General features: G+C 66.7%; 16 protein-coding genes. 7 read left to right on the forward strand and 9 right to left on the reverse strand.

Annotated features, from left to right (window positions below; all coding sequences use genetic code 11):
- Positions 1-178 precede the first annotated feature (178 nt).
- The 3 genes from QFZ27_RS29110 to QFZ27_RS29120 are packed head-to-tail and all read right to left on the reverse strand — an operon-like array spanning position 179 to position 3467.
- Positions 179-1543 carry an NCS2 family permease gene (locus tag QFZ27_RS29110; RefSeq protein ID WP_429229946.1) on the reverse strand — a complete coding sequence of 455 codons (1365 nt, stop codon included), beginning with the start codon at positions 1541-1543 and terminating at the stop codon, positions 179-181.
- A gap of 56 nt (positions 1544-1599) precedes the next feature.
- Positions 1600-2652 (reverse strand): adenine deaminase C-terminal domain-containing protein, encoded by a 1053-nt coding sequence (locus tag QFZ27_RS29115; RefSeq protein ID WP_429232509.1) that lies wholly within the window; start codon positions 2650-2652, stop codon positions 1600-1602.
- Entirely contained in the window at positions 2640-3467 is an 828-nt protein-coding gene (locus QFZ27_RS29120) for a hypothetical protein (protein ID WP_429229947.1), read from the reverse strand. The genes QFZ27_RS29115 and QFZ27_RS29120 overlap by 13 nt, the downstream gene beginning before the upstream one ends.
- 399 nt (positions 3468-3866) lie before the next feature.
- Here QFZ27_RS29120 and QFZ27_RS29125 point away from each other — a divergent pair, with 399 nt between their 5' ends.
- The gene (locus tag QFZ27_RS29125; protein ID WP_429229948.1) at positions 3867-5444 is read left to right on the forward strand and encodes an alkaline phosphatase PhoX; all 1578 of its coding nucleotides are present in this window, start codon (positions 3867-3869) and stop codon (positions 5442-5444) included.
- A 166-nt stretch (positions 5445-5610) separates the two neighbouring features.
- Here the strand turns inward: QFZ27_RS29125 and QFZ27_RS29130 are convergent, their stop codons facing one another.
- Positions 5611-8133, reverse strand: coding sequence for a cation:proton antiporter (locus QFZ27_RS29130; RefSeq protein WP_429229949.1), 2523 nt, complete (start codon positions 8131-8133; stop codon positions 5611-5613).
- On the opposite strand from QFZ27_RS29130, the gene QFZ27_RS29135 reads away from it, so the two are divergent.
- Entirely contained in the window at positions 8102-8461 is a 360-nt protein-coding gene (locus QFZ27_RS29135; protein ID WP_429229950.1) for a hypothetical protein, read from the forward strand. The two genes, QFZ27_RS29130 and QFZ27_RS29135, sit on opposite strands and share 32 nt — an antisense overlap.
- A 37-nt stretch (positions 8462-8498) precedes the next feature.
- On the opposite strand, the gene QFZ27_RS29140 is transcribed toward QFZ27_RS29135, so the two are convergent.
- From QFZ27_RS29140 to QFZ27_RS29150, 3 genes are all read right to left on the reverse strand, one after another.
- A complete protein-coding gene (locus QFZ27_RS29140) occupies positions 8499-10178 on the reverse strand; it encodes a calcium-binding protein (protein ID WP_429229951.1) in 1680 nt (559 codons plus the stop codon).
- 476 nt (positions 10179-10654) lie between these two features.
- Positions 10655-11536, reverse strand: a complete 882-nt coding sequence (gene pdxY, locus QFZ27_RS29145) for a pyridoxal kinase PdxY (protein ID WP_429229952.1) — start codon at positions 11534-11536, stop codon at positions 10655-10657.
- A gap of 167 nt (positions 11537-11703) precedes the next feature.
- Positions 11704-13086, reverse strand: a complete 1383-nt coding sequence (locus tag QFZ27_RS29150) for an aminotransferase-like domain-containing protein (protein WP_429229953.1) — start codon at positions 13084-13086, stop codon at positions 11704-11706.
- Positions 13087-13357: 271 nt separating this feature from the next.
- On the opposite strand from QFZ27_RS29150, the gene QFZ27_RS29155 reads away from it, so the two are divergent.
- The 4 genes from QFZ27_RS29155 to QFZ27_RS29170 all read left to right on the forward strand — a co-directional run bounded on the left by QFZ27_RS29155 (position 13358) and on the right by QFZ27_RS29170 (position 18446).
- Positions 13358-14008: a hypothetical protein gene (locus tag QFZ27_RS29155; protein ID WP_429229954.1), complete on the forward strand. Its 651-nt coding sequence runs from the start codon at positions 13358-13360 to the stop codon at positions 14006-14008.
- A 30-nt stretch (positions 14009-14038) separates the two neighbouring features.
- On the forward strand, positions 14039-14365 hold the full coding sequence (locus QFZ27_RS29160; RefSeq protein ID WP_429229955.1) for a hypothetical protein: 327 nt from the start codon (positions 14039-14041) through the stop codon (positions 14363-14365).
- A 266-nt stretch (positions 14366-14631) separates the two neighbouring features.
- Positions 14632-15708, forward strand: coding sequence for an ATP-binding protein (locus QFZ27_RS29165; protein WP_429229956.1), 1077 nt, complete (start codon positions 14632-14634; stop codon positions 15706-15708).
- Positions 15690-18446 carry a hypothetical protein gene (locus QFZ27_RS29170; protein WP_429229957.1) on the forward strand — a complete coding sequence of 919 codons (2757 nt, stop codon included), beginning with the start codon at positions 15690-15692 and terminating at the stop codon, positions 18444-18446. Before QFZ27_RS29165 ends, QFZ27_RS29170 begins: the two co-directional genes overlap by 19 nt.
- A 174-nt stretch (positions 18447-18620) precedes the next feature.
- On the opposite strand, the gene QFZ27_RS29175 is transcribed toward QFZ27_RS29170, so the two are convergent.
- Positions 18621-19043 (reverse strand): hypothetical protein, encoded by a 423-nt coding sequence (locus tag QFZ27_RS29175; protein WP_429229958.1) that lies wholly within the window; start codon positions 19041-19043, stop codon positions 18621-18623.
- A 290-nt stretch (positions 19044-19333) separates the two neighbouring features.
- Between QFZ27_RS29175 and QFZ27_RS29180 the strand changes: the two genes are divergently transcribed.
- Complete coding sequence (locus QFZ27_RS29180; RefSeq protein WP_429229959.1) at positions 19334-20104, forward strand: hypothetical protein; 771 nt, start codon at positions 19334-19336, stop codon at positions 20102-20104.
- Positions 20105-20349: 245 nt separating this feature from the next.
- Here the strand turns inward: QFZ27_RS29180 and QFZ27_RS29185 are convergent, their stop codons facing one another.
- On the reverse strand, positions 20350-21396 hold the full coding sequence (locus QFZ27_RS29185) for an MBL fold metallo-hydrolase (RefSeq protein WP_429229960.1): 1047 nt from the start codon (positions 21394-21396) through the stop codon (positions 20350-20352).
- Positions 21397-21477: the final 81 nt, after the last annotated feature.

Genomic DNA, 21477 nt, shown 5'->3' on the forward strand with positions numbered 1-21477 from the left:
GACAGGAAAAGAGCATGGTCAGAGTACTTCGCCAGCAGAGGCCGGTTGAGAATGCGCTGGGGTGAGTCGATTGGTGGTGGTTTCGAGAACCGGCGCGCAGCGGACGTTTAAGTCCGTGAGCACCGGAAGCGGAGAAACCGCCATCAGGCGGCCGCCCCAGTAGCATTATCGACCGGTCTCACATCAGCCGGCTGGTCACCACGAAGAACAGCACGAAGATCACCCCCAGCCCCCAGACCACCGGGGTGACGCCACCCCGGCGGCCCAGCGCCAGGCACAGCAGGATGTAGGCGAAGGTGCCGATCGCCATGCCGTTGATCAGGTTGTTGCTGAGCACCGTCACCAGCAGCATCAGCACCACCGGCACGGCGTTGGCGAGGTCCGACATGTCGACCCGCGCCAGCCCCTGCAGCATGAAGATGCCGACCACCACCAGCGCCGGCGCCGTGGCCTGGGGCGGGATGATGACGAAGACCGGCCAGATGAACAGCGCCAGGACGAAGCACGCCGCGACCACCACCGAGGTCAGCCCGGTGCGACCGCCGGCCTGCACCCCGGCGACGGATTCGATGAAGGCGGTGACCACCGAGGTGCCGAGCAGCGGCCCGACGATGGTCGCGGTGGCGTCGGTCGAGAAGGCGGCGGTGGCGTTCGGGATCGACCCGTCCGGCCGGCGCAGATTGGCCGCGCCGGTGACGCCGATCAGCGTCGCCAGGGTGCTGAAGAACTCGCCGCACAGGAAGTAGAACATCAGCGGCAGCGCCACCACGAAATGCGAGACGAGGTAGCTGAAGTCGAGCGCCAGGAAGGTGCTCGCCGGCCATTTCGGCAGGGCGAACACCGCTTCCGGCAGCGTCGTCACCATGGTGCCGTCATCCTTCAGCGGCACGAAGATGCCGATCGCGGTGATGGCGGCGATCGACAGGATCAGCGCGCCCGGCACATTCCGGGCGACCAGCACCGGCGTGACCAGGATGCCGGCCAGGGTCAGCAGCACCGGCGGGCTGGCCAGCGATCCCATCTTCACATAGGTGTTCGGGTCCGCGACGATGAAGCCGGCACCGCGCAGGCCGATGAACACGATCAGCGTGCCGACCGCCGCCTGGATGCCGATCTTCAGCGCGTCCGGCACCTCTTTCGCCACCTTCTCGCGCAGCTTCGACAGGCTCAGGGCCAGGAAGATCACGCCGGTGACGGCGACCATGGCCAGCGCCCCCTGCCAGGGGATGCCCATCTGCTTCACCATCACATAGGCGAAGACGATGTTGGACCCCATCGCCGGGGCCACGGCCAGCGGCAGGTTGGCGGTCAGCCCCATCATCAGGCTGCCGAAGATCGCGGCGAGCGCGGTGGCGATCACCAGGTCGCCGCGGTCCATCCCGGCGGCCGACATGATCGCCGGGTTGACGGCGACGATATAGGCCATCGCCGCGAAGGTGGTGATGCCGGCGATCACCTCCTGCGGCAGCGAGCTGCCGCGCTCGGACAGCCTGAAGCGACGCTCGAGCCAGTCGGACGACGCCCGGACATTGGAAACGGTCATGAGCCCCCCTCGCCCGGGTCTGCGCCGGGTCGGTTCGATCGGAACGGCGCTCCCCCCTACCAGATGACGGGGTGGGTCTCCCCGCTCTGCACATTGACGAAGCCCTGCGGCGCCTGCTCGCAAGGCGCCACCAGGACCCAGCGCCACGGCGCGCAGGTCAGGGTGGCGAAGATCAGCCGCTCCGGGAAGCCCGGGAACCAGCGCGGATGGAAGGTCGGCTCGTACATCCAGTCGATGCTCTCGGCCGCGGCGTACAGCGCCTGCATCTCGGCGTCGAGCTCTTCCGGCGGCCGGCAGCTCATCAGCCCGCCGATCTCGTAGCGCACCGTGGCCAGCACCTCGCCGTCGCGCACCAGGGCCCAGCCGCCCTGCAGCCCGGTGAGCGTGTTGACTGCCAGCGCCATCGCCGCGTCGGAGGAGCCGACGGCCCAGATGTTGTGCTTGTCATGCGCCACCGAGCAGGCCAGCGCCGTCTCCGCCGTGCGCGGGCCGCAGCCGAGCCAGAACATCTTCGCCACCCGCCCATCGCCGGAGAAGCGGTCGACGATGGCGAATTTGGTGATGTTGCGGTCGGGGTCGCGCTGCACCGCGCCGTCGCGCACCGGCAGCTCGGCGGTGATGAAACCGTCATCCCAGTGGAACGGCCGCAGCAGGGCCGCCTGCATGGTCTCGCGGCCCGGCACGGCCGGCAGGACGAAATCCGCCGCCGTCAGGTCGCGCTTGATGTTGACCGTCTGCCGCGCCCAGCCCGGCCAGTCGATCGTCGGCACTGGGCCGGTGTAGCGCTTGCCGTCGGACACCGGCCGCCCGTCCGACCAGACCTCGGCGATCTCCAGGCTGGCGACATCCGACAGCAGCACGACATCGGCGTAGCGCCCCGGCGCCAGGCTGCCGACCCAGGGCGTCAGCCGCATGTGCCGGGCCGGGTTCAGGGTGACGCACTGGATCGCGATCTCCGGCGCCAGCCCGTGCCGGATCGCCAGCCGGGCGTTGTGGTCGGTGGCGCCGAGCTTGAAGGTGTCGGAGACGCTGCGGTCGTCCGTGGTGAAGGCGATCTGCGACCAGTCGGCCAGGCCCCGTTCGATCAGCCAGGGGATCACCTCCGGCATCGAATAGGGCCGCAGCTCGACGAAGATGCCGTGGGCCAGCTTCTCCCACACTTCCTCCGGCGTCCACGCCTCGTGGTCGGAGGCCAGGCCGGCGGCGGCGAAGGCGCTGATCGCGGCGGTGTCGCGCAGGCCGGCGCCATGGCCCTCGACCACGCCGCGCTGCTCGAAGGTGGCGCGGATCTGCCCCACAGCCGCGGATAGGACGGGTTTTCCGGGTTCCAGACCGCCGGCCAGTCCATCACCTCGTCGAGGCCGGCGACCATCAGGCTCTGCTTCAGGAAGCCCTTCTGCTCGTCATAGCCGTACCAGCCGCCGCCCCATTCATAGGCGGTCGGCGGCACCGCCGACCCCGGCAGCGGGAAGATCTTCAGTGGCGAGCCGCGACGCCGGGCCTCGAACCAGAAGGCCAGGTTGTTCGGGCCGTCGACATTGGAGAATTCGTGGCTGGCCTCGCAGGTCCAGGTGTTGCCGCGCGGCAGCACCAGCGCCGCCTCCCATTCCGGCGTCAGATGGGTGCTTTCGATGTGCTTGTGCACCTCGCCGAAGCCCGGCACGGCCGCCAGCCCCGGCTTCTCCACCCGCCGGGCCGCGATGCCGGGATATGTCCCCGCCGGCCCGGTCCAGGCGATCCGCCGGCCCTTGATCGCGATCTCCTGGTCGTCGCGCCAGCTCCGGGTGTGGACATCGAGCAGCCGGTCCACCCGCAGCAGCGTGTCGGCCGGGCGCTTGCCTAGCGCGACCAGCACCAGGTCCTGGCGGATCGCCACCTCGTCCTCGGCACCGATCAGGAGGTCGTCGGGCAAGGAGGTCGCCATGGCCGGTCTCCGAGATGGGTATGTCCGACCTTTACCCCTCCCTAGGAATCCCCGCCAGTCCCTTTTCCGCGGGTCGCAGGTGAGGGCCCGACGGAATGACGCCGGCCAAGGGATAGCCGGGGAACCCCGCCCTTCGGCCCAAGATCACCGCAAATCAAGAACAGAACAATTTGTCAGAAAATTCGAACAGCAACATGATCGCAACAAATATGAAACGAAATATAAACCCTGATTTTATTTCTTTTGCAAAGTCGAGTCACCTTAACAAAACTTTATCTGATCTCGGCTATAGCTCGGCCGTCAGTGATTCCCTTGACCATGGGCAGCCATTCCCCGCCTCAGGCGTTCGCCGGCCGGCGTGGCACGACCCGGGTCGACGGACAGCCAGCAGGAGACCCTATGTCCATCCCCACCTCCCGACGCCTCCTCCTCCAGGGCGGCGGCGCTGCCCTCGCCCTGGGCGCGATCGGCAGCCTGGGCGCGCTGTCGCAGCGCCAGGCCCAGGCCGCCGCCACCGGCGAGAACTGGACCGCGCCGGTCCGCAGCCCCTACGGCCCCCTCGCCTCGACCGCCGACGACAGCACCGGCCTGCCGCTGCTGCTGCTGCCGCCCGGCTTCCGCTACAGCTCGTTCTCCTGGACCGGCGATCGCATGGCCGACGGCCAGCCGGTCCCGGCCAAGCATGACGGCATGGCGGTGATGCACGGCAAGGGCGGCCGCTGGTTCGATTTCGGCCGCGGGAATGGTCACGGTCACGGCCATGGTCACGACCGGGGCGACGAGCTGATCCTGGTCCGCAACCACGAGATCAGCGCCGCCGCCACCTCGATGACCGCGCCGGGCACCTACGACACCGGCACGGTCGACACCAGCGGCTCGCGCGCCGGCGGCGGCACCACCACGCTGCGCTTCCGCAACGGCCGCTGGGTCTCGGCCGAAGCCAGCCTGGCCGGAACCCTGCAGAACTGCGCCGGCGGCCGCACGCCCTGGGGCACCTGGCTCAGCTGCGAGGAGGTCAAGACCAACGCCCGGTCCACCGCCGGCCGCCGCCACGGTTACGTCTTCGAGGTGCATCCGGAGGCCGAGCGCACCACCGGCCGCCCGCTGGTCGCGATGGGCCGCTTCAGCCATGAGGCCGTGGCCGTCGATCCGCGCACCGGCATCATCTATCTGACCGAGGACGACCGCAACAAGTCGGGGCTGTACCGCTTCATCCCGGATGACCGCTCGGGCCGCTACGGCGCGCTGGACCATGGCGGCCGGCTGCAGGCTGCCCGCGTCCGCCGCCGCCCGAACGCCGACCTGGTGGTCGCCCATGTCGGCGACGAGTACCAGCTGGACTGGATCGACATCGAGCAGCCGGACATGGACGCGGTCACCGCGCCGATCGGCTTCCCCGACATCGGCGCCGGCGAGACGCTGAGCGGCCCCTTCGCCCAGAGCTGGGCCGAAGGCGGGCTGCGGATGAGCCGCGGCGAGGGCATCTTCTACGCCGACGGCCGGATGTTCATCGTCGACACCAGCACGGGCAAGGAGCCGAGCGGCCGGCTCGGCCGCGGCTACGGCGCGGTCTGGGTGCTGGACCTGGCCAGCCAGCGGCTGCGGGCGCTGTTCGTCAGCGACAGCCAGATCGCGGCGCACAATCCGGACAACGTCACGGTCAGCCCGCGCGGCGGCGTGGTGCTGTGCGAGGACCCGGACGCGGCGCCTTCCGGCAGCCCGGACACTTACGGCCCGGGCACCCGGCTGGTCGCGCTGACCCGCCAGGGCGCGCCGTTCTACCTGCTGAAGAACAATGTCGAGCTGACCGCCGGCCAGATCGCCGATGCCGGCAAGACCATCGGCGAGGGCGACTACCGCGCCAGCGAGTTCGCCGGCGCCTGCTGGAGCCCGGAGGGCCGCACCCTGTTCGTCAACATCCAGACCCCGGGCATCACCTTCGCCATCACCGGCCCCTGGGAGCGCGGGCCGCTCTGAGGCGGCGTTTGCCTCGGCGTCGCTTCAGAGACCGTTTGGAAATGCGCTGGTGTGAGTCGGCTGGCGGTGGTTTCGAGAACCGGAGCGCAGCGCACGTTTGGTGCGTGAGCACCGGAAGCGGAGAAACCGCCGTCAGACGGCCGCACCAGTAGCATTTACAACGGTCTCACACCGCCTCTTCCTCCCCCAGCGCCGAGATCGTCCGTTCGGTCTCGGTGCTGCGGGCGCGGGCGACCTCGGTGATGGTGCGGCGCAGGTCGGGATGGGCGCTGGCCAGGGCCTGCAGGTCGCGGCCGGTCAGCGCCAGCAGCTTGCAGAAGGCAATGGCGGTGACGGTGGCGGTGCGGCGGCCGCTGATCAGCACCGCCATCTCGCCGAAGAAATCGCCGCGGCCGAGCCGGAACTTGCGCCCGCCGCGGCCGATCTCGACCGCGCCGGAGGAGATGAAATACATGGTGTCGCCGCGCTCGCCGGCCTGGACGATGGCCTCGCCCGGCACCGCGAAGATCGGCTTCAGCAGCTTGCAGATCTGCTCGATCCGCTCCTCCGACAGGCCCTGGAAGAACGGCAGGCGCCGCACCAGCTCGGCGGTGCTCAGGCCGAGGTCCAGCTGCGGCCGCTTCTGCAGCGTCTCGTACAGCCGGCCGACGTCGCGCTGCAGGTCCTCGTAGATCTCGCCGCTGATGAACTGCTGGTTGCGCAGCTCGTCGTATTCCGCCGCTTCCAGCCGCAGCGCCGCCCAGCGCAGGAAGCGCTCGGACATCCGCCGCTCATAGTCCGGATATTGCAGCCGCCACGCCTCGATCGCGGCGACGACGGCATCGAGACGGGTGGTCAGCACCGCGTCGAGCGACTGCCACACCTCGGCGCCGAGCAGCCGGCGCATCTCGGCCTCGGCATGGCGCTTCAGCATCTCGATCATCATCCGCGAGACCTTCAGCATCTCGAGGCGGTCGGCGATGCGGCTGGACAGCGGCGCTTCCCAGCCGGTGTAGCGCTGCAGCAGGATGGCGAGGCGGAAGCTCGGGCCAAAGCCGATGTTGCGTGACGCCGCGGTCAGGTACTCGGCGCGGCCGCCGGTCATCGCCGCGTCGTGCAGCCGGCCGACCTGGGCCAGCAGGTCGACCGTGGTGCGGCGCGACATCAGCTTCTGGTCGAAATGCTCGACCACCAGGTCGCGCTCGCGGTTGGCCAGGGCCATCAGCCCCATCCGCTCGCGCTCCTTCGGGTCCAGCATGAAGGGCCGGCTGGCCAGGCCGCTGAGGCGGCTGCGATAGGCCTCGGCCGCCTCCTTCGCCACCTCCGGCGCCAGGTGCTGCTCCGCGGCGATCTCCTCGATCCGCTCGGCGATGCCCTCGCGCGCCTGGTGCAGGGCGCGGTCGCGCAGCGCCAGCTCGGTCGCGCTCAGCGCGTTCAGGCCGAGCCAGCGCATCACGATCCGCAGCGTGGTGGCGTTGATCAGCAGCGTCCACAGCACGAAGCCGGTGGCCAGCACCACCACGAAATGCGTCGCCTCGGCCCCCAGCAGCGGGTTCTCGCTGACCGCCAGCGCCAGCGCCAGGGTGACGGCGCCGCGCAGGCCGCCCCACAGGATGACGACGCGGTAGGGCGTGCTGATCGGCTGGCCGATCTTGAGCCAGGTCAGCACCGGCAGCAGCCCCCACAGCACGATGGCGCGGGCGGCGAAGGCGGCCACGATCAGCACCAGCAGCAGGACGCCGTCCTCGACCGTGGCGTCGCGCAGGAACTCCGGCACCAGCATGGCGGCGAAGATGAAGATCAGGGTCGAGGCGCAGAAGCCGAGCAGCGCCCACACCTTCTCCAGCCCCTCCCAGCCCTCGGCCGAGATCCGCACCCGGCCGGTGGAGCCGACCACCAGCGCCACCGTCACCACCGCGACGACGCCGGAGACGTGGAGATAGCGCTCGGCCACGATGTAGGCGATGTAGGGCAGCGCCAGGGTGAAGGCGACCTCGGCCACCGGGTAGCGGTTCAGCGGCCGCATCACCATGAAGGCCAGGCGCCCGGCGACGAAGCCGAACAGCGCGCCGCCGATGAAGAAGCGCAGGAACAGGAGCGGCGCACCGCCGGCATCGGCCTCGCCATGGCCGCCGCCGCCGGAGGTGAGCAGGCCGACCAGCACGATGTAGAGGGTGATGGCCGCGGCGTCGTTCAGCAGGCTCTCGCCCTCGACCAGGATGGTCAGGCGCCTGGGCGCGCCGGCGTCGCGGAAGATGCCGATCACCGCCGCCGGGTCGGTGGTGGCGACGATGGCCCCCAGCAGCAGGCACAGCAGCAGGCCGTGGCTCGAGGTGCCCCACAGCGCCACCCCGACCACCAGGCTGCACACCAGCACGGCGACCACGGCCAGGGTCAGGATCGGCGCCATCTCGTCCATCATCCGCCGCACATCCATGTGCAGCCCGGCCTCGAACAGCAGGATCGGCAGGAAGATGTGCAGGATCGCCTCGGACCGGATCTCGCCGCCGGTCAGGGCATGGGTGAATTCGGACAGCGGCCCGCCGGTGCCGATCGCGCCGGTGACGCTGGCGACGCTGCCCAGCGCGATGCCCAGCCCGGCGATCAGCACCGAATGCGGCAGCGACAGGCGTGTGGCCAGCGGCTGCAGCAGCGCCACCAGCACGATCAGGACGGATATGGCGAGCACCGCCAAAGCAATATCGGGCATGGCTTCCCATCGGCAGAACCGGGTGCCCCCCGGCACGGCGATACTACACGAGCAGAGCCGCCTGTCGCCGGTGATGGTGGTCACGGAAGGATGGGATCAGCCCGACGCATGGCGTCCTGCAGACCATGAGGCCATGTCGGCGGGTCAGCCGGGCACTCCCACGGCTGGCCGGTTCAGACAGAACCGCAACCGAAGCGTGTTTGATGTCGAGTTTCCGCTCTACTTTATTGTCATCCTCGGGCTTGACCCGAGGATCCAGGGGCTTTCAGAGCAGCTCTCGGTGGCCCTGGATTGCCGGGTCAAGCCCGGCAATGACAATAAAGGTTGAGAGCGGGAATCGGCCGGCCGTCCCCGGCCTCATCGCTTCAGAGCACGAAATCGGCCGCGACGAGCGCGAAGGCGCCGGTGAGCTGGATGTGGAAGTCCGAGACGCTGTCGCCGTTCACGTCGCCGGCGATCGTGGTGACGCCGGGGGCGGTGACGGCGGCGCGCAGCTGCCCGGCGACGCCGGTGTAGAGCCCGGCGCCGATGAAGCTGAAGGCCTGGTCGTTGGGCGCGCCGGTGTTCGCGTCGATCAGCGACAGGTCGATCGTGTCGCCCTGGGCGTGGCTGAAATCGGCGATTCGGTCGGCATTGGCGCCGACCACGCTGTCGGCGATCGACGCATAGGCGAAGCGGTCCGCCCCCGCACCGCCCGTCAGCAGATCCTTGCCGGCGCCGCCGCTGATCACGTCGTTGCTCTCGAAGCCGTTCAGCGCATTGGCCCCGCTGCTGCCGATCAGCGTATCGCCGCCCTGGCCGCCATTGACGTTCTCGATCGAGACCAGGGTGTCGCCCGCGGCGTTGCCGCCGCTGCCGATGCCGGTGGCGAGATTCACCGTGACCGCGGTGGCCTCGCCCCAATAGCTGGCGAGGTCGGTGCCGATGCCGCCGTCCAGATGGTCCGCGCCGCCGCGCCCGCGGAGCACGTCGTTGCCGGTCCAGCCCTTCAGCGTGTTGGCGCCGGCATCGCCGGAGAGGGTGTCGCTGCCCTGGCTGCCGCTGACGATCTCGATCCCGACCAGGGTGTCGCCTTCGGCCGCGCCGCCGCTGCCGGTCCCCGCGGCGAGGTCGACGACGACGGCTTCCGGACGCAGGTAGTAGCTGGCGGTGTCGATGCCGGCGCTGCCGTCGAGCTGGTCGGCCCCCTCTTCGCCGTAGAGCACGTCGTTGCCGGCGCCGCCGTTGAGGATGTCGTCATCGTCGGCGCCCAGCAGGATGTCGGTGCCGCCGAGACCGTTGAGGATGTCGTTCCCGCCCCGCCCGTCGAGCAGGTTGTTCCCGTCCGAGCCGGTCAGGATATCGTTGACGACGAAGGCGCCGTAGACATTCTCGATGCCGGAGAACGTGTCGCCCGCGGCATGGCCGCCGCTGGCGGTGCCGGTGCTGAGATTGATCGTCACGGCGGCGGAGCCGGCATAGTCGATCAGGTCGATCCCGGCGCCGCCGTCGAGCTGGTCCGCCCCGCTGCCGCCCGTCAGGTGATCGTCGCCGGCCCCCCCGATCAGCGTATCGTCGCCGTTCAGCCCGTCGAGTTCGTCATCGCCGGCGGCGCCGTTGAGGACATTGCCGACAGCATTGCTGCCGATCAGCGTGTCCCCGCCCAGGCCACCGATGATATTCTCCATATCGACAGCGCTGTCGCCGTAGGAGTCCCTGCCGCTGCCGCCGGAGCCGACGCCGTTCAAGAGGTTGAGGGTCACCCCGGCGATGGCGGCGGCATAGCTGACGGTGTCGATGCCGCTGCCGCCTTCGAACCGGTCCATGCCGGCGCCGCCGGTGAGCACGTCATCGCCGGCGCCGCCGACCATCGTGTCGTCGCCGAGGCCGCCATCGATCAGGTCGATGCCGCCGCCGCCATGGATGATGTCGTTTCCGCCGAGACCGTTCAGCGTGTCATTGAAGGCGGTCGCCTGCGGAATATCGGTGTAGCCGGGCGGCAGGACCACCCCGTCGCCGAGCAGATGGATCAGGTCGTTTCCTGCGGTTCCGTTAACGACGGCCATTTTTATTGATCTCCAGGCTGAACAGGTGCGGCAACCCGCACCGGCGGCGATTCTGCATAAGACCGGATGTGGCGCATCTCCCAGATGGGGGGGCGCGGACGATTTTCCTGCGTCCGGTCGATGCCCCGGCGAGTTCCCGGGACGAGTTGGTTGCCGGTCTGGGCCGGCCGGCCTTCGCCAGCGCGAGACTTTTCCGGAATGTCTATAGGGCCATCTCGGGGGCCAGTAATGGCATCGACCGAAAGAAAAATGAGTCCCCCTCCCCTTGCGGGAGGGGGCTAGGGGGAGGGGTTCTCGCCGGCAAGACCGGCCTGGGCTCCGGCGATCCGGCTCTGACCGCGGGGCCTGTTCTCTGCGCATTCGCGCGCGGACGCGCGCAGCCCCCCCCCTGCCCCCTCCCGCAAGGGGAGGGAGGACTAAGAAGGAGCAGGTGACGCTCAGGTTTCTAGTGCGTGAGGCGAAGCCGGTGAGAGCCCCTACCCCTCCACCTTTGTCACCTCGAATTGCTCCGGCGGGTTGGCGATGGCGTCCTGGGCGGCAACCAGCTGGATCTCGCGCTTGCCCGAGAGATGCGTCGCCTCCATCACCGCATAGACCGTGCCGGCGGTGCGGCCCAGCGCCGTGGCCGGGTCGCCGCTCCTGAGATAATGCGCCAGGAACAGCGCCGCGGTGATGTCGCCCGAGCCGTTGACGCTGATCGGCAGCCGCGGCGTCGCCACGATCCACGCCCCGTCCGGCGCCACCGCCAGCATCTCGATCACGTCGTCCGGCGCGTCGCGGCGGATCAGGCTGGTGACCAGCACGATCCTCGGCCCGGTCGCCTGCACCTTGCGCGCGGCCGCCAGCGCGTCGTCCAGCGTGGCGATGGCGCGGTCGTCGCCGACCCCGGCGCCGAGCCCGGCCAGGTATTCCAGCTCGAACTGGTTCGGGGTGATGATGTCGGCCTGCGGCACCGCCTTGTCGCGCATGAACTCCGGCAGGCCGGGGCGGACGAAGAAGCCGCGGTCGACATCGCCCAGCACCGGGTCGCAGCAATAGACCGCCTGCGGGTTCGCCGCCTTGACCTTGGCCACGGCGTCGAGCACGACATGGCCCAGCGACACGTCGCCCATGTAGCCGGACAGCACGGCGTCGCAGCCCGGCAGCACGCCGCGCTCCTCGACCCCGCGCAGCACCTCGGCGATCTGGTCGGCCGGCAGCACCGGGCCGCGGAAGCTGCCATAGCCGGTGTGGTTCGAGAAATGCACCGTCAGCACCGGCCAGACATCGATGCCGAGGCGCTGCAGCGGGAACACCGCGGCGCTGTTGCCGACATGGCCATAGGCGACGGAGGACTGGATCGACAGGATGGCGGTCACGGATCGGCTTTCTGGTTGCGGGTCGAGGTCTCGAAGGTGGTCGGTCGGGAAACGCCCTTCCCCCTTTTGTCATTGCCGGGCTTGACCCGGCAATCCAGAGGGTCTCGACATCTCCTGGATGCCCGGGTCAAGCCCGGGCATGACAGTTTTGTAAGAGCGCGGCCTCATCACGCCGCCGCCAGACTGAGATCCGGATCGCTCCGCAGCAGATCCACCAGCACCCTCAAGCCCCGCTCCAGCTCCTCGGCATCGGCGGCGGCGGTGAGCGTGATGCGCATGGCGTGCGGCGTCTCGGCCCGGCCGGGCACGAACAGCTCGGTCGAGGTCATGGCCAGGCCGCGCAGCCGCGCCGCCGCCACCACCTCCTGCGCCCGCCACGGCTCCGGCAGCTCGAGCCAGATGTGGAAGCAGCCGGGCTGGCTATGCCAGGTCAGCCCCTCCAGCGCCCGCGCCGCCACGGCGTGGCGCGCCTTGGTCTCGCGCCTTATGCGGTCGGCCAGCACGTCGCAGGTGCCGTCCTCGATCCAGTCGGCGACGATCTGCCCCATCACCGGCGGCGCCATCCAGTTGGTGGCGCGGGCGGCGGAGCTGAACCGCCCCAGCCGGTCGGCCGGCATGGCGGCGAAGCCGATGCGCAGCGACGGCGCCATCGCCTTCGACGCCGCGGTGATGTAGATGCTGCGCTCCGGCGCGAAGCTGGACAGGGCCGGCGGCGGGTCCTCGGCGACCGTTCCGTAGATGTCGTCCTCGACGATGGTGATGCCCAGGTCGCGGCACAGCTCGGCGATCGCCTTCCGCCTCTCGACCGACATGGTCTTGGTGGTCGGGTTGTGCAGCGTCGGGGTGGTGTAGAGCAGCCGGGCGCCCGAGGCGCGGGCCGCGGCCTCCAGCGCCTCCGGGATCATCCCCTCCCCGTCCATGGCGACGGCCTTGAGCGACAGGCGCAGCAGGCTGGACAGGGCGCGGACGCCGGACCAGGTCAGCTCCTCGACCAGGATCGGATCGCCGGGGTCGCAGAACGCCATCAGCGCGGCGGTGATGGCGTGCTCGGCGCCGCTGGTGACCAGCACCCGCTCGGGCCCGACCTCGACGCCGCGGCGGCGGATCCACTGCGCCCCGGCGGCGCGGTGCTCCCAGCGCCCGGTATGGGCCTGGTAGTTGATCAGCTCGCCGAGCGCGTTGGACCCGGCGATGCGGCGCATGGCCTCGGCGTATTCCGGGGCGACGACATGGGTGGGCGGCCGGTTGACGCCGAGCTCGATGGTCTGCGGCCCGCCGACGGCCGGCATGTCGAGCGTGGCCTGGGACCGGGCGCCGGCCTTGACGAAGCTGCCGCGCCCGACCTCGCCGGCGACGAGGCCGCGGCGCTCGGCCTCGGCATAGGCGCGGCTGACGGTGCCGACGGTGACGCCGAGCCGCCAGGCGAGGTCGCGATGGGTGGGCAGCCGCTCGCCGACCTTGAGCCGCCCGGCATAGACGTCCTCGGCGATGGCGTCGGCGATGCGGAGATATTTCGGCCCCGCGCGGTCGACCAGCGACGGCATCCACATGGCGGCCTCCTCCTTCCCGGCACGATTGTGCCCCGATTGTCTCGATCCGCATCAGAGCATGATCGGGACAATTGGGACAAGGAGGGGCGGGATGCAACGGGGACAGGGCAGGATTGTGGGGGTGCGGAGGAGTAACGCCGGGCTGCAGCGAGGCGCACCCGGCGGTTTCGGCCGGCGGCCGCCAGCCGCCGGATCGTCCTCGGGCACCGCCCGGCCGGCCGCCCCCACCCTCCCAGGCCGCGTCCCGGTGAAGTGGTTCGAGGGCGGCCACATGACCCACAACACCGAGGCCTCGCGCCCGGCGCTGGAGGCGGCGATCAGCGATTTCTACGCGGCGCCACCCTTCGGGTCCGACGCGGCCCAGATCGCGCAGCAGGCCAAGGCGGCCGGCCGGGGCTTCGTGGCCGATCATTTCGACCAGATCGACACCTCTGGCAAGGGCTATGTGACCCTCGGCGAGGTCAGCCAGTTTATGGCCCAGCGCTCGCCGCAGAAGCTGATGCAGTCGGCGCCGCAATGGGACGCCGGGGCAGCCCGGCGGGTTGAGCCGAACCGCTCTCTCCGGGGCGAACGCTCCGCTATCGGAACCCGGCGGAGCGTTTTGTGCTGGGATCGGACATATCATTGTGGAGGCGGTGCGCAGGGTCGCTCCAGGCCGGGAGCTTCCGGATCGGCTCGACCTGCGGACCGCACCTGCTCCAAAGCGTGCAGCGTCACCGTAATCTCTATTCTTCCGCGATCCACTAGGGCCCAGCCCACCCGTGCGCGCGCGGATGGGCCCAGCATCGGAGGCATCGGAGACGCGTTGCTCGCGGCCGCAGCCCACCCGTGCGCGCGCGGATGGGCCCAGCAGCCCGAACGGGGTGATTCAGCGCACCTTCTCCGGATCGCCGAACTTGCCTCGGCCACCACAAACGGATAGTTTTAGTATGCATTTTTTAGGAGATATTCGATGAAAAATGGACTTTATTCTGCCCGATTTGGCACCCCATTGGGTACCGGCGCCGGCGTTGTCGTCCTTCGAGACGGAGTGATTCGAGGCGGGGATTCGATGATGTATTACATCGGATCGTATGCCATCAGTGGGAGTCAGTTGTCGGCTGAGATTGAGGTCGATGTTCATACTCGGCAGCAGCAGATGGCATCTGTCTTCGGCAGAGATCGTGTAAGTGTCAAACTCGTCGGCGCGTTTTCTGCCGACACCGCAACACTCAAAGGCAGCTCCCCTCAAGCGCCAGGCGTTGCTTTTAGTGCCGAACTTCGGAAGCTTTCGGACTAATTTTGGTCGAACTCACAACTTGAATCCCGATGCTGGATCTACCATTCTCATGATGGCATTTCCAATCTTTTACTTACTACTGTTGCCATCATAGAGAGCGTCGGCTTCATTCTAGCGCAGACATCAAGGTCTGCTCAAAAGCGGACATCGCTCACGACTAGCGATTGAACTCGAACCTTTTTTTTAGCCTGAGATAGCGGCCGCACCCGAACTCGACTTTGGTCCAAAGTGCTCCAGTGTGATAGCTCGGCCGTGGGGAGGGAAACATGACAAGGCTGACAAAGCTAGAGATAGAACGTCGTCTGCTCGAAGGCAAATCGCTTTCATGGAATGACGCAAACGGCAAAGCGCAATACCTCGAATTGGGCGATCAAAAGCAGCGTCGCCTGTTTGCATATCTTCGTGCCTCCTCAGTGCGAAAGCCAACCGAACTTCCCCCGACTTTTGTGGCCGGCCTAGCCGCCGCGTACGACGGGGGTGACGACCCTGGCGCCGCAGCGATGCAAGGAGTTTCTCATACCGCATCGGGGCCCTGGCGCTTGCAGCTTATTCAAACTGAGGGGTTTGGCGGGCTAAACACATGGAAGGGCTCGCCTTTCAAGTTGGAGGCTGATCAAGTCAGCCTGCTGCTGGAGGGACCGAACGGCAGCGGAAAATCATCACTTGCCGGAGCTATAATCTGGGCGCTGACGGGCGAACGGCCTCGCGACCAACACGACGGGCAGCCACACGAACGGCAGCCAGTATTCTCAGAAGCTAACGGCAAACAGGTGGGCACATGGCCGCCTGTGGCGTGTTATCCCTCTAAAGAACAAGATCTAGTTGTCGACCCACTTGTTCGTGTGATTCTGACATTTCAGAATTCGAAGGGTGAGGTCGCGACTGTGGAGCGGTCGCTGGGCAAGGGTCTCGTAAGTCACAGCATTGATCCCAAGCTTAATCTGCCAGAGATCTTAATCGAAACCGGCCTGCTGATGCCGGCGCGGCTGAGCCAACTTCGCCTCGCAAACGGGCCGAGCAAACTGACTGAGGCGATTCAAACTCTGACCGGACTCGATGATCTGATCGAGATCGGACTCCTCGCAGTGGGCCTTTGCCATGGCGGGCGCGAATATCAGACCTACCGATCGAAGGAGCTTGCTCAGAAGAAAAAGGAGATCGAAGTCGCGCTGGCCACCGCAAAGACAGCGCTTGAGCCTGTGATGTTGGCTCTCCCAATTTTTTCTCCATCCGACACCGCCGATGCTGAAGGAACATTTGCGACGTTTGGCAAACAGTTACGGGAGCGAGCGGCGGCATTCGCCGAGTTGTGTCGAGCGATCTCATGTCCGGGCTGGACCTGAAGGGTGTCGCCAACCAGAAGCTTGTTATTTCCTGTTTGTCTGAAGCTGAGAAGGAGGTTCGCGTCGGGCTTGGCGGACTCAATTCTTGGAAGGCCTTTGAATCACTAGCCTCTGCGCTCGACGCAGCCAAAAAAACTGCGATAGCGGACGCGATTGCAGTCGCACGAAGGGCTGGATATGAAGCGACCGCTCTTCTCCAGAGCAGCATCAGCGATTCTCGCTTCAGACTGAAAGCAATCGCCGCTAGGTGGCATGCCGAGCATGCCGCAGGTCCGATCGTCAGTTGCCCGCTCTGTGAGGCTAGTCTCGGCAAAGCACTTGTCGAACAACTGGAGAGCTTGCGGTCGGCAGGCGACGCGGCTGCGCGCACCTTCGATGACAATGTCACAGCTATAGCCGCCGCCCTGGATGCCGCGCTTCCCGCTATCGTGAAGCAGATGACACCGGAATTCATCACATCAGAGCCGCGATCGAAACTCATCGATGAAATTAACAAGCGATTTCTACAGAATGACAGTTACTCAAAATGCCTTGTCCGGCTAGGCGAACTCGTAGAGGAGGCAATCGCGGGCGCGCCCACCGATGAGCTGCCAGATACCCTGGTTGACGCTTCGGACCTGAGGCTAAAGCCGATCACCGACCGGATCGTCATCATGGAACGTGCCGTCGTGATTTCGGAATGGTTTGAGAGCCATTGCGCCGCGTGGAGGGATTGGTGGGCTGATGCGTCGGATGACAATGCCATTTTGGCATCGGAAGAAGACGACCAAAAGCATGAGACGCTTCTGGAACATTTGAAGAGGCTTTCGGACGCATTGAGTAAAGCCGAACCTTATCGCAAGGCCGTGGAAGCGCTGGGTATCGCCTGGAAGGCGGGCAAAGAAGCTCACGACTACGAGAATGAAATCGCGAAACGGGTTGAAATCGGAAAGAGTCTTACGCCGCTCAAGATGTTGGGCGCGCTTTGCGAGTTCGTGGCGGGGCAGGCCATCGGCGATCTGTCCGGTCGCGTGGGCGAGCTTCTGGATGAGTTCTTAGTGGCTGAACGGCTGAACTATAAAGGCGCACAGCTTCAAAAAAAATCTGGCCTTGTTGTGCATGCGGGGCTTTCGGGAGAGATCTGCATCGACGCCACCTTGATCGCAAACAGCTCATGGCTGCGTGCCGTCTTGTGGTGCTTTATTTTTGCAATGCGCGAGGAAGCGGTAGAGCAAATAGGGATGGATGAAATGCCGCTCGTAGCATTCGATGATCCGCAAGGTACCTTTGATACCTATCACCGGGCACGATGGGCGCGATATGTCGCCTCACTGCAGAATTCTCCGGTAAATGTTCAGGTGCTCCTCACAACCTACGAGGAAATGTTTCTCGACCTCATTTCATTCGACGGCATGACAGGGAGGAGAGCTCTTATCGCAGCTCCAGGGCCTGACCGCGATTGTGCTGTCGTCCTTGAAGGTGCGAGCCTTGATCGGCGCTGGCAAAAGGCACTGATCGAGAAAACGCCGGTAGCGGCGGTCGACTACCTCGATCGAGCGCGAGTGTACGTGGAAGGGATGCTCAAGCTGATGATGCGAGGTGAGGCACCGGGTGTGCCGGGAATGGTGCTCGGCGTGCTTCGGAGCTTACTTGAAAACTTGAACGGGGCCGGAAAGGCGCCCTGGAAGGCTCCGGTGTTCAAAACACTGGTAGAACTTATGGGCAAGCAACGCGCCGAGGTGAAATACCTGGAGGGTTCGCACCACACAACCGGTCAGAACTTTGGTATGGCCGAAGCAACAATTGTTGAACAGTATCTGCGAAGCAAATTGGGGCCGGCGCTTGCGAGAGCCTACGAAACGGCGCGGGAACATCGATTGCTTCACGGAGGCATGAAAGCTCTGCACGCCGCACTGCCGACCGCCGTGTTGCCGGAAGGATACAGAACCAAGGTTAGCGAGATACCGTTGACGCTGCTGGGTCGGGCTGCAGCCCGCACCGATGGGCGCGATGCCGACGGTCTGGTTGATATGAGCGAGTTTCAGCAGCATGAGCGTTTATCTGTCATACTGAACGATCACTCGGCGTTCCGCTTGGTCGCGCGAACATTAGAGCCTGTGGCAAAGGTTGGCGATATTCTTCTTACGAAGTCCGTCGGCGAGCCTTCGAACAGATCCCTTGTAGTTGCGCTCAACAATGACCGAATTTTAGCGCGACGCTTTGAAATATCGGAGAATCAAGAGGATATTGCAGTCCTCGTAGCTCAGGCGATCAATCCTCGACAGATCGCTCCGCCCATCGTGGCTCTAAAAACGACCTTCTCGTTGCACAAGATAGTCGGTATTATATTTGATCGTAGCAAACCGTATATTGGGAGTAGTGCCGAACATGAGATTCGCGATTGCGGAGGTGAAGCTGCTATCGCTGCTTTGACCGCTGGCGTTCTGGGCCTAGTCGAAGTTGTCGGAAAGAGCGCGGAGCCGATCGCACTGGACCATCAGTATCTCGTTGTGAGAGACGCGATTTCGCCGTCGGCAGCCTGCACATCCCTACGCGACCAGCCTGTCATCGCCGAAGATGCGGATGGAAACTGTTATTTTAAGCGTATGCGTATCGCTTCTTCCGATCAAGTCGTTCTGGAAAGTCTGGAGGGAAGCGGCGATTTTCCTCCTACAATCCTCGATATCGGAGGCACTTCCGGTCGGGCATTGGCAAAAGTATGGCCGGTGGCAGGCGTACTATTCGAGCTTCCTGTGTAGACGAGTTATTACGGTGGATTTATTGCGGCGACAGTGCACTTTTAGCAGATCTTCGCCCCCACTCGGCGGGAGCGAGAATGCAACTGTTCTGGCGTTCCGGCCTACCCATGGGTCCCTTCATATCACGTTCGAAGGCGGCCCAATTCGTGCACTCTCACCGCACTCCCAAAACCCTCAATAAAGCTTCGCGATCAGGCGGTCGTCCAGGCGGTGGTTCCGGGCATAGTCGTACAGGTCGTCATTATACCGGGTGAAGATCTCGTACACCTTGTCCACCAGGGCGATCGCCGTCTGCTGCTGCTCGGCCGACGGCTGGTACAGGTTGATCTCGTCCTGCAGCCGCGCCACCGTTTCGCCGGCGGCGTGGCCGGTCTCCATCGCCAGGTGATGCGGCCCGAAGAACACATACTCCTTGCCGGTCCGCGCGCTCAGATCCTCGGCCGCCTGGCAGGTGGCGGAGAACAGCACATGGCCGTGGCCCTCCAGCGCCTCCAGCACCACATAGCGCTCGAACGGCGTTGCATAGCGCAGCAGCGCGGAAAAGTCGTAGCTCGCCCGACGGACGCCGATGGTCTCGCGCCCCCCCACAGGAAGCACATCGCCTCGGTGAAGGTCAGCGCCTGGTTGAAATCGAGCTTCTTGCAGCCGGAGATGAACCAGGCGGAATGCCGCTCATCCTCCCGCGTATGCTCGTTGACGATGGCCTGGAACATGTCGTCGTCATCGGCCTCGCGATAGACATACCGGTTCGGGTCGCTGAACCCCATCGCGAAAAACGCCATGCAGGGCGCAATGAGAAGCCTTTGCTGCGGGTCGGTCGCCGGATCCCGCAGGAAGTCGGTTCCGGTTAACACAATGTTCATTGCGCGGGCGGATCGTTATCGTTCATGCTATGTTCTATGGACAAGGCGCATTCCGACTCCAGCCCGCAGCCCGCCGCACCGGCCTCCGCCGATGCCGGGCAGGCGGCGCGCATGCTCGACCGGCTGGCCGAGATGGCGATGGAGCGCGCCGAGGCCATGCATGCCGCCTCCCTCGCCGCGATCAAGGCCGGCGACGCCGCCGCGGCCAAGGACCTGGAGAGCTCGCTCGACCGCATCGCCCGCGGCGTCCGGCGCACCCTGGCGCTGAAGCTGCACCTCGCCCAGAAGCGCCAGGAGATGGCGCAGAAGGCCGCCGCCCAGGCCCGCGACCGGGCCGAGGAGAAGACGCAGCGCCGCCGCCAGGTGGCCCGCGCCGTCTCCTGCTCGATCGGCGGCGACGACTCGGTCGGCGCCGAGAAGGGCGAGGCGCTGCTGGCCGATCTGTGGGAGCGGCTGATCGAGGACGAGGACATCGACGCCGCCCTCGCCCTCGCCGACCATCCGCTCGAGGAGATCGTCATCCATCTCTGCCGCGACATGGGCATCCATCCGGACCCGGCCTGGCTGAACCCCGACTATTCCGGCGCCGACTGGTCCTATGGCCGCGACGCGGAGGGGGAAGAGCCCGAACCCGAGCCCGAATCCGAATCGCGAATGTGGCCCGAGACCGGCCCGGAGGCGGGCCGGTATTTCTACTTCAAGGGCAGCCGGAAAACCCCTCCCGGCTGGATCGACCTCTTCACCGAGAAGCGGCTCGACCGCCCACCCTGGGAGCTGAAACCGGGCGGCCGCTGAGCGCTGCCCGTCGCCCTCCGACCTTTGCCGATGACCAGCCGGCCCAGCCTTCCACTCTCCCCCTCCCCTTGCGGGAGGGGGCCGGGGGAGGGGGCTGCGCGCGTCCGCGCGCGAAGTCCTGTTGGGAAGACTGGTTCAGACGCGCGCTGCCGGCTCAGGCGGCGACACCCCCTCCCCTACCCCCTTCCGCGGGGGGAGGGGGAGGATGAATGGGCAGGGCAGAGCAAACTGGTCGGCCTTCCGGCTCAGACCCGCCGAAACCTCCACACCCCGTCCGCCCCGGTCTCCCGCGCCAGCTCGCCGGCGGCGACCAGGCGGTTGAGATGGGCCGTCGCCTCGCCCACCGCGAACATCATCTGCTGCCGGTCCAGCGCGCGGTGGAACATCGCCGCCATCAGCTCGGCCACCGTCGCCGGCCGGCGGCAGACCTCGCGGGTCAGGGCCAGCCGCTCCGCGTGATGGGCGGCCAGCCAGTCGATCCGCTCCACCAGGCCGAAGAAGGGCAGGCCATGCGAGGGCAGCACCAGCGTCTCCGGCGGCAGCTGCCGCAGCACGGCCAGGCTGCGCAGGAAATCCGCCAGCGGGTCGGCATCGGGCTCCGACGGCCAGACCGACACGTTCGGGCTGATCTTCGGCAGCACCTGGTCGGCCGAGATCAGGATCCCGCGCCCGGCATCGTACAGGCAGGCCATCTCGCTGGAATGGCCCTCGCCCACGATCACCCGCCACGGCCGGCCGCCGATCGCGAGGGTGTCGCCGTCGCGGATGCGGCGGGCGGCGACCGGGATCGGCGAGACGCCGCGGCGATAGACATTGCCGCGCGCCTCCACCATCTCCGCCGCCTCGGCCGGCAGCCCGGCGGCGCGGTAGAAGGCAGCATGCGCGGCCGCCACCTCGGGCCGGTCGTCCGACCAGGTGGCGCGGGCCGTGGCGTATTCCGACAGCGTCATGGTCAGCGGCGCCCGGAAGCGCTCGCACAGCCAGCCGGCCAGGCCGATATGGTCGGGGTGCATGTGGGTGACCAGCACCCGGCGGATCGGCTTGTCCTGCAGCGGCCCGGCCAGGAGGGCGTCCCAGATCTCGCGCGAGGCGGCGTTGCCGATGCCGGCGTCGACCAGCAGCCAGCCGGGAGCGCCCCCGGCGTCGGCGTCGTCTGCGATCAGCCAAAGGTTGACGTGGTTCAGCGCCATCGGCAGCGGGAAGCGCAGCCACAGCAGGCCGGGCGCCACCTCCACCGGCACGCCGGGCTCGGGCGCCGTGGGGTGGGGATAGGTCAGGGTCGGTGCGTCCATGGCGCGCATCCTCGCCATCTCCGGCGGCGACGCCAAGCGATTGTTGCGCAGGGATGGGCTGTGGCCGCACGGCGATACAAG

Origin of the sequence: Inquilinus ginsengisoli (genome assembly GCF_050434925.1) — a bacterium.
In the GTDB taxonomy this organism is placed as follows: Bacteria; Pseudomonadota; Alphaproteobacteria; order DSM-16000; family Inquilinaceae; genus Inquilinus; species Inquilinus ginsengisoli_B.

Excerpts from the sequence above, each read along its gene's own strand:
- QFZ27_RS29110 (WP_429229946.1), bottom strand. The coding sequence starts at position 1,543 with ATGACCGTTTCCAATGTCCGGGCGTCGTCCGACTGGCTCGAGCGTCGC.
- QFZ27_RS29115 (WP_429232509.1), bottom strand. The coding sequence starts at position 2,652 with ATGCCGGAGGTGATCCCCTGGCTGATCGAACGGGGCCTGGCCGACTGG.
- QFZ27_RS29130 (WP_429229949.1), bottom strand. The coding sequence starts at position 8,133 with ATGCCCGATATTGCTTTGGCGGTGCTCGCCATATCCGTCCTGATCGTG.
- QFZ27_RS29150 (WP_429229953.1), bottom strand. The coding sequence starts at position 13,086 with ATGTGGATGCCGTCGCTGGTCGACCGCGCGGGGCCGAAATATCTCCGC.
- QFZ27_RS29180 (WP_429229959.1), top strand. The coding sequence starts at position 19,334 with ATGCTATGTTCTATGGACAAGGCGCATTCCGACTCCAGCCCGCAGCCC.
- QFZ27_RS29125 (WP_429229948.1), top strand. The coding sequence starts at position 3,867 with ATGTCCATCCCCACCTCCCGACGCCTCCTCCTCCAGGGCGGCGGCGCT.
- QFZ27_RS29135 (WP_429229950.1), top strand. The coding sequence starts at position 8,102 with ATGGCGAGCACCGCCAAAGCAATATCGGGCATGGCTTCCCATCGGCAG.
- QFZ27_RS29120 (WP_429229947.1), bottom strand. The coding sequence starts at position 3,467 with ATGGCGACCTCCTTGCCCGACGACCTCCTGATCGGTGCCGAGGACGAG.
- QFZ27_RS29155 (WP_429229954.1), top strand. The coding sequence starts at position 13,358 with ATGACCCACAACACCGAGGCCTCGCGCCCGGCGCTGGAGGCGGCGATC.
- QFZ27_RS29170 (WP_429229957.1), top strand. The coding sequence starts at position 15,690 with ATGTCCGGGCTGGACCTGAAGGGTGTCGCCAACCAGAAGCTTGTTATT.
- QFZ27_RS29165 (WP_429229956.1), top strand. The coding sequence starts at position 14,632 with ATGACAAGGCTGACAAAGCTAGAGATAGAACGTCGTCTGCTCGAAGGC.
- QFZ27_RS29160 (WP_429229955.1), top strand. The coding sequence starts at position 14,039 with ATGAAAAATGGACTTTATTCTGCCCGATTTGGCACCCCATTGGGTACC.
- QFZ27_RS29185 (WP_429229960.1), bottom strand. The coding sequence starts at position 21,396 with ATGGACGCACCGACCCTGACCTATCCCCACCCCACGGCGCCCGAGCCC.
- QFZ27_RS29140 (WP_429229951.1), bottom strand. The coding sequence starts at position 10,178 with ATGGCCGTCGTTAACGGAACCGCAGGAAACGACCTGATCCATCTGCTC.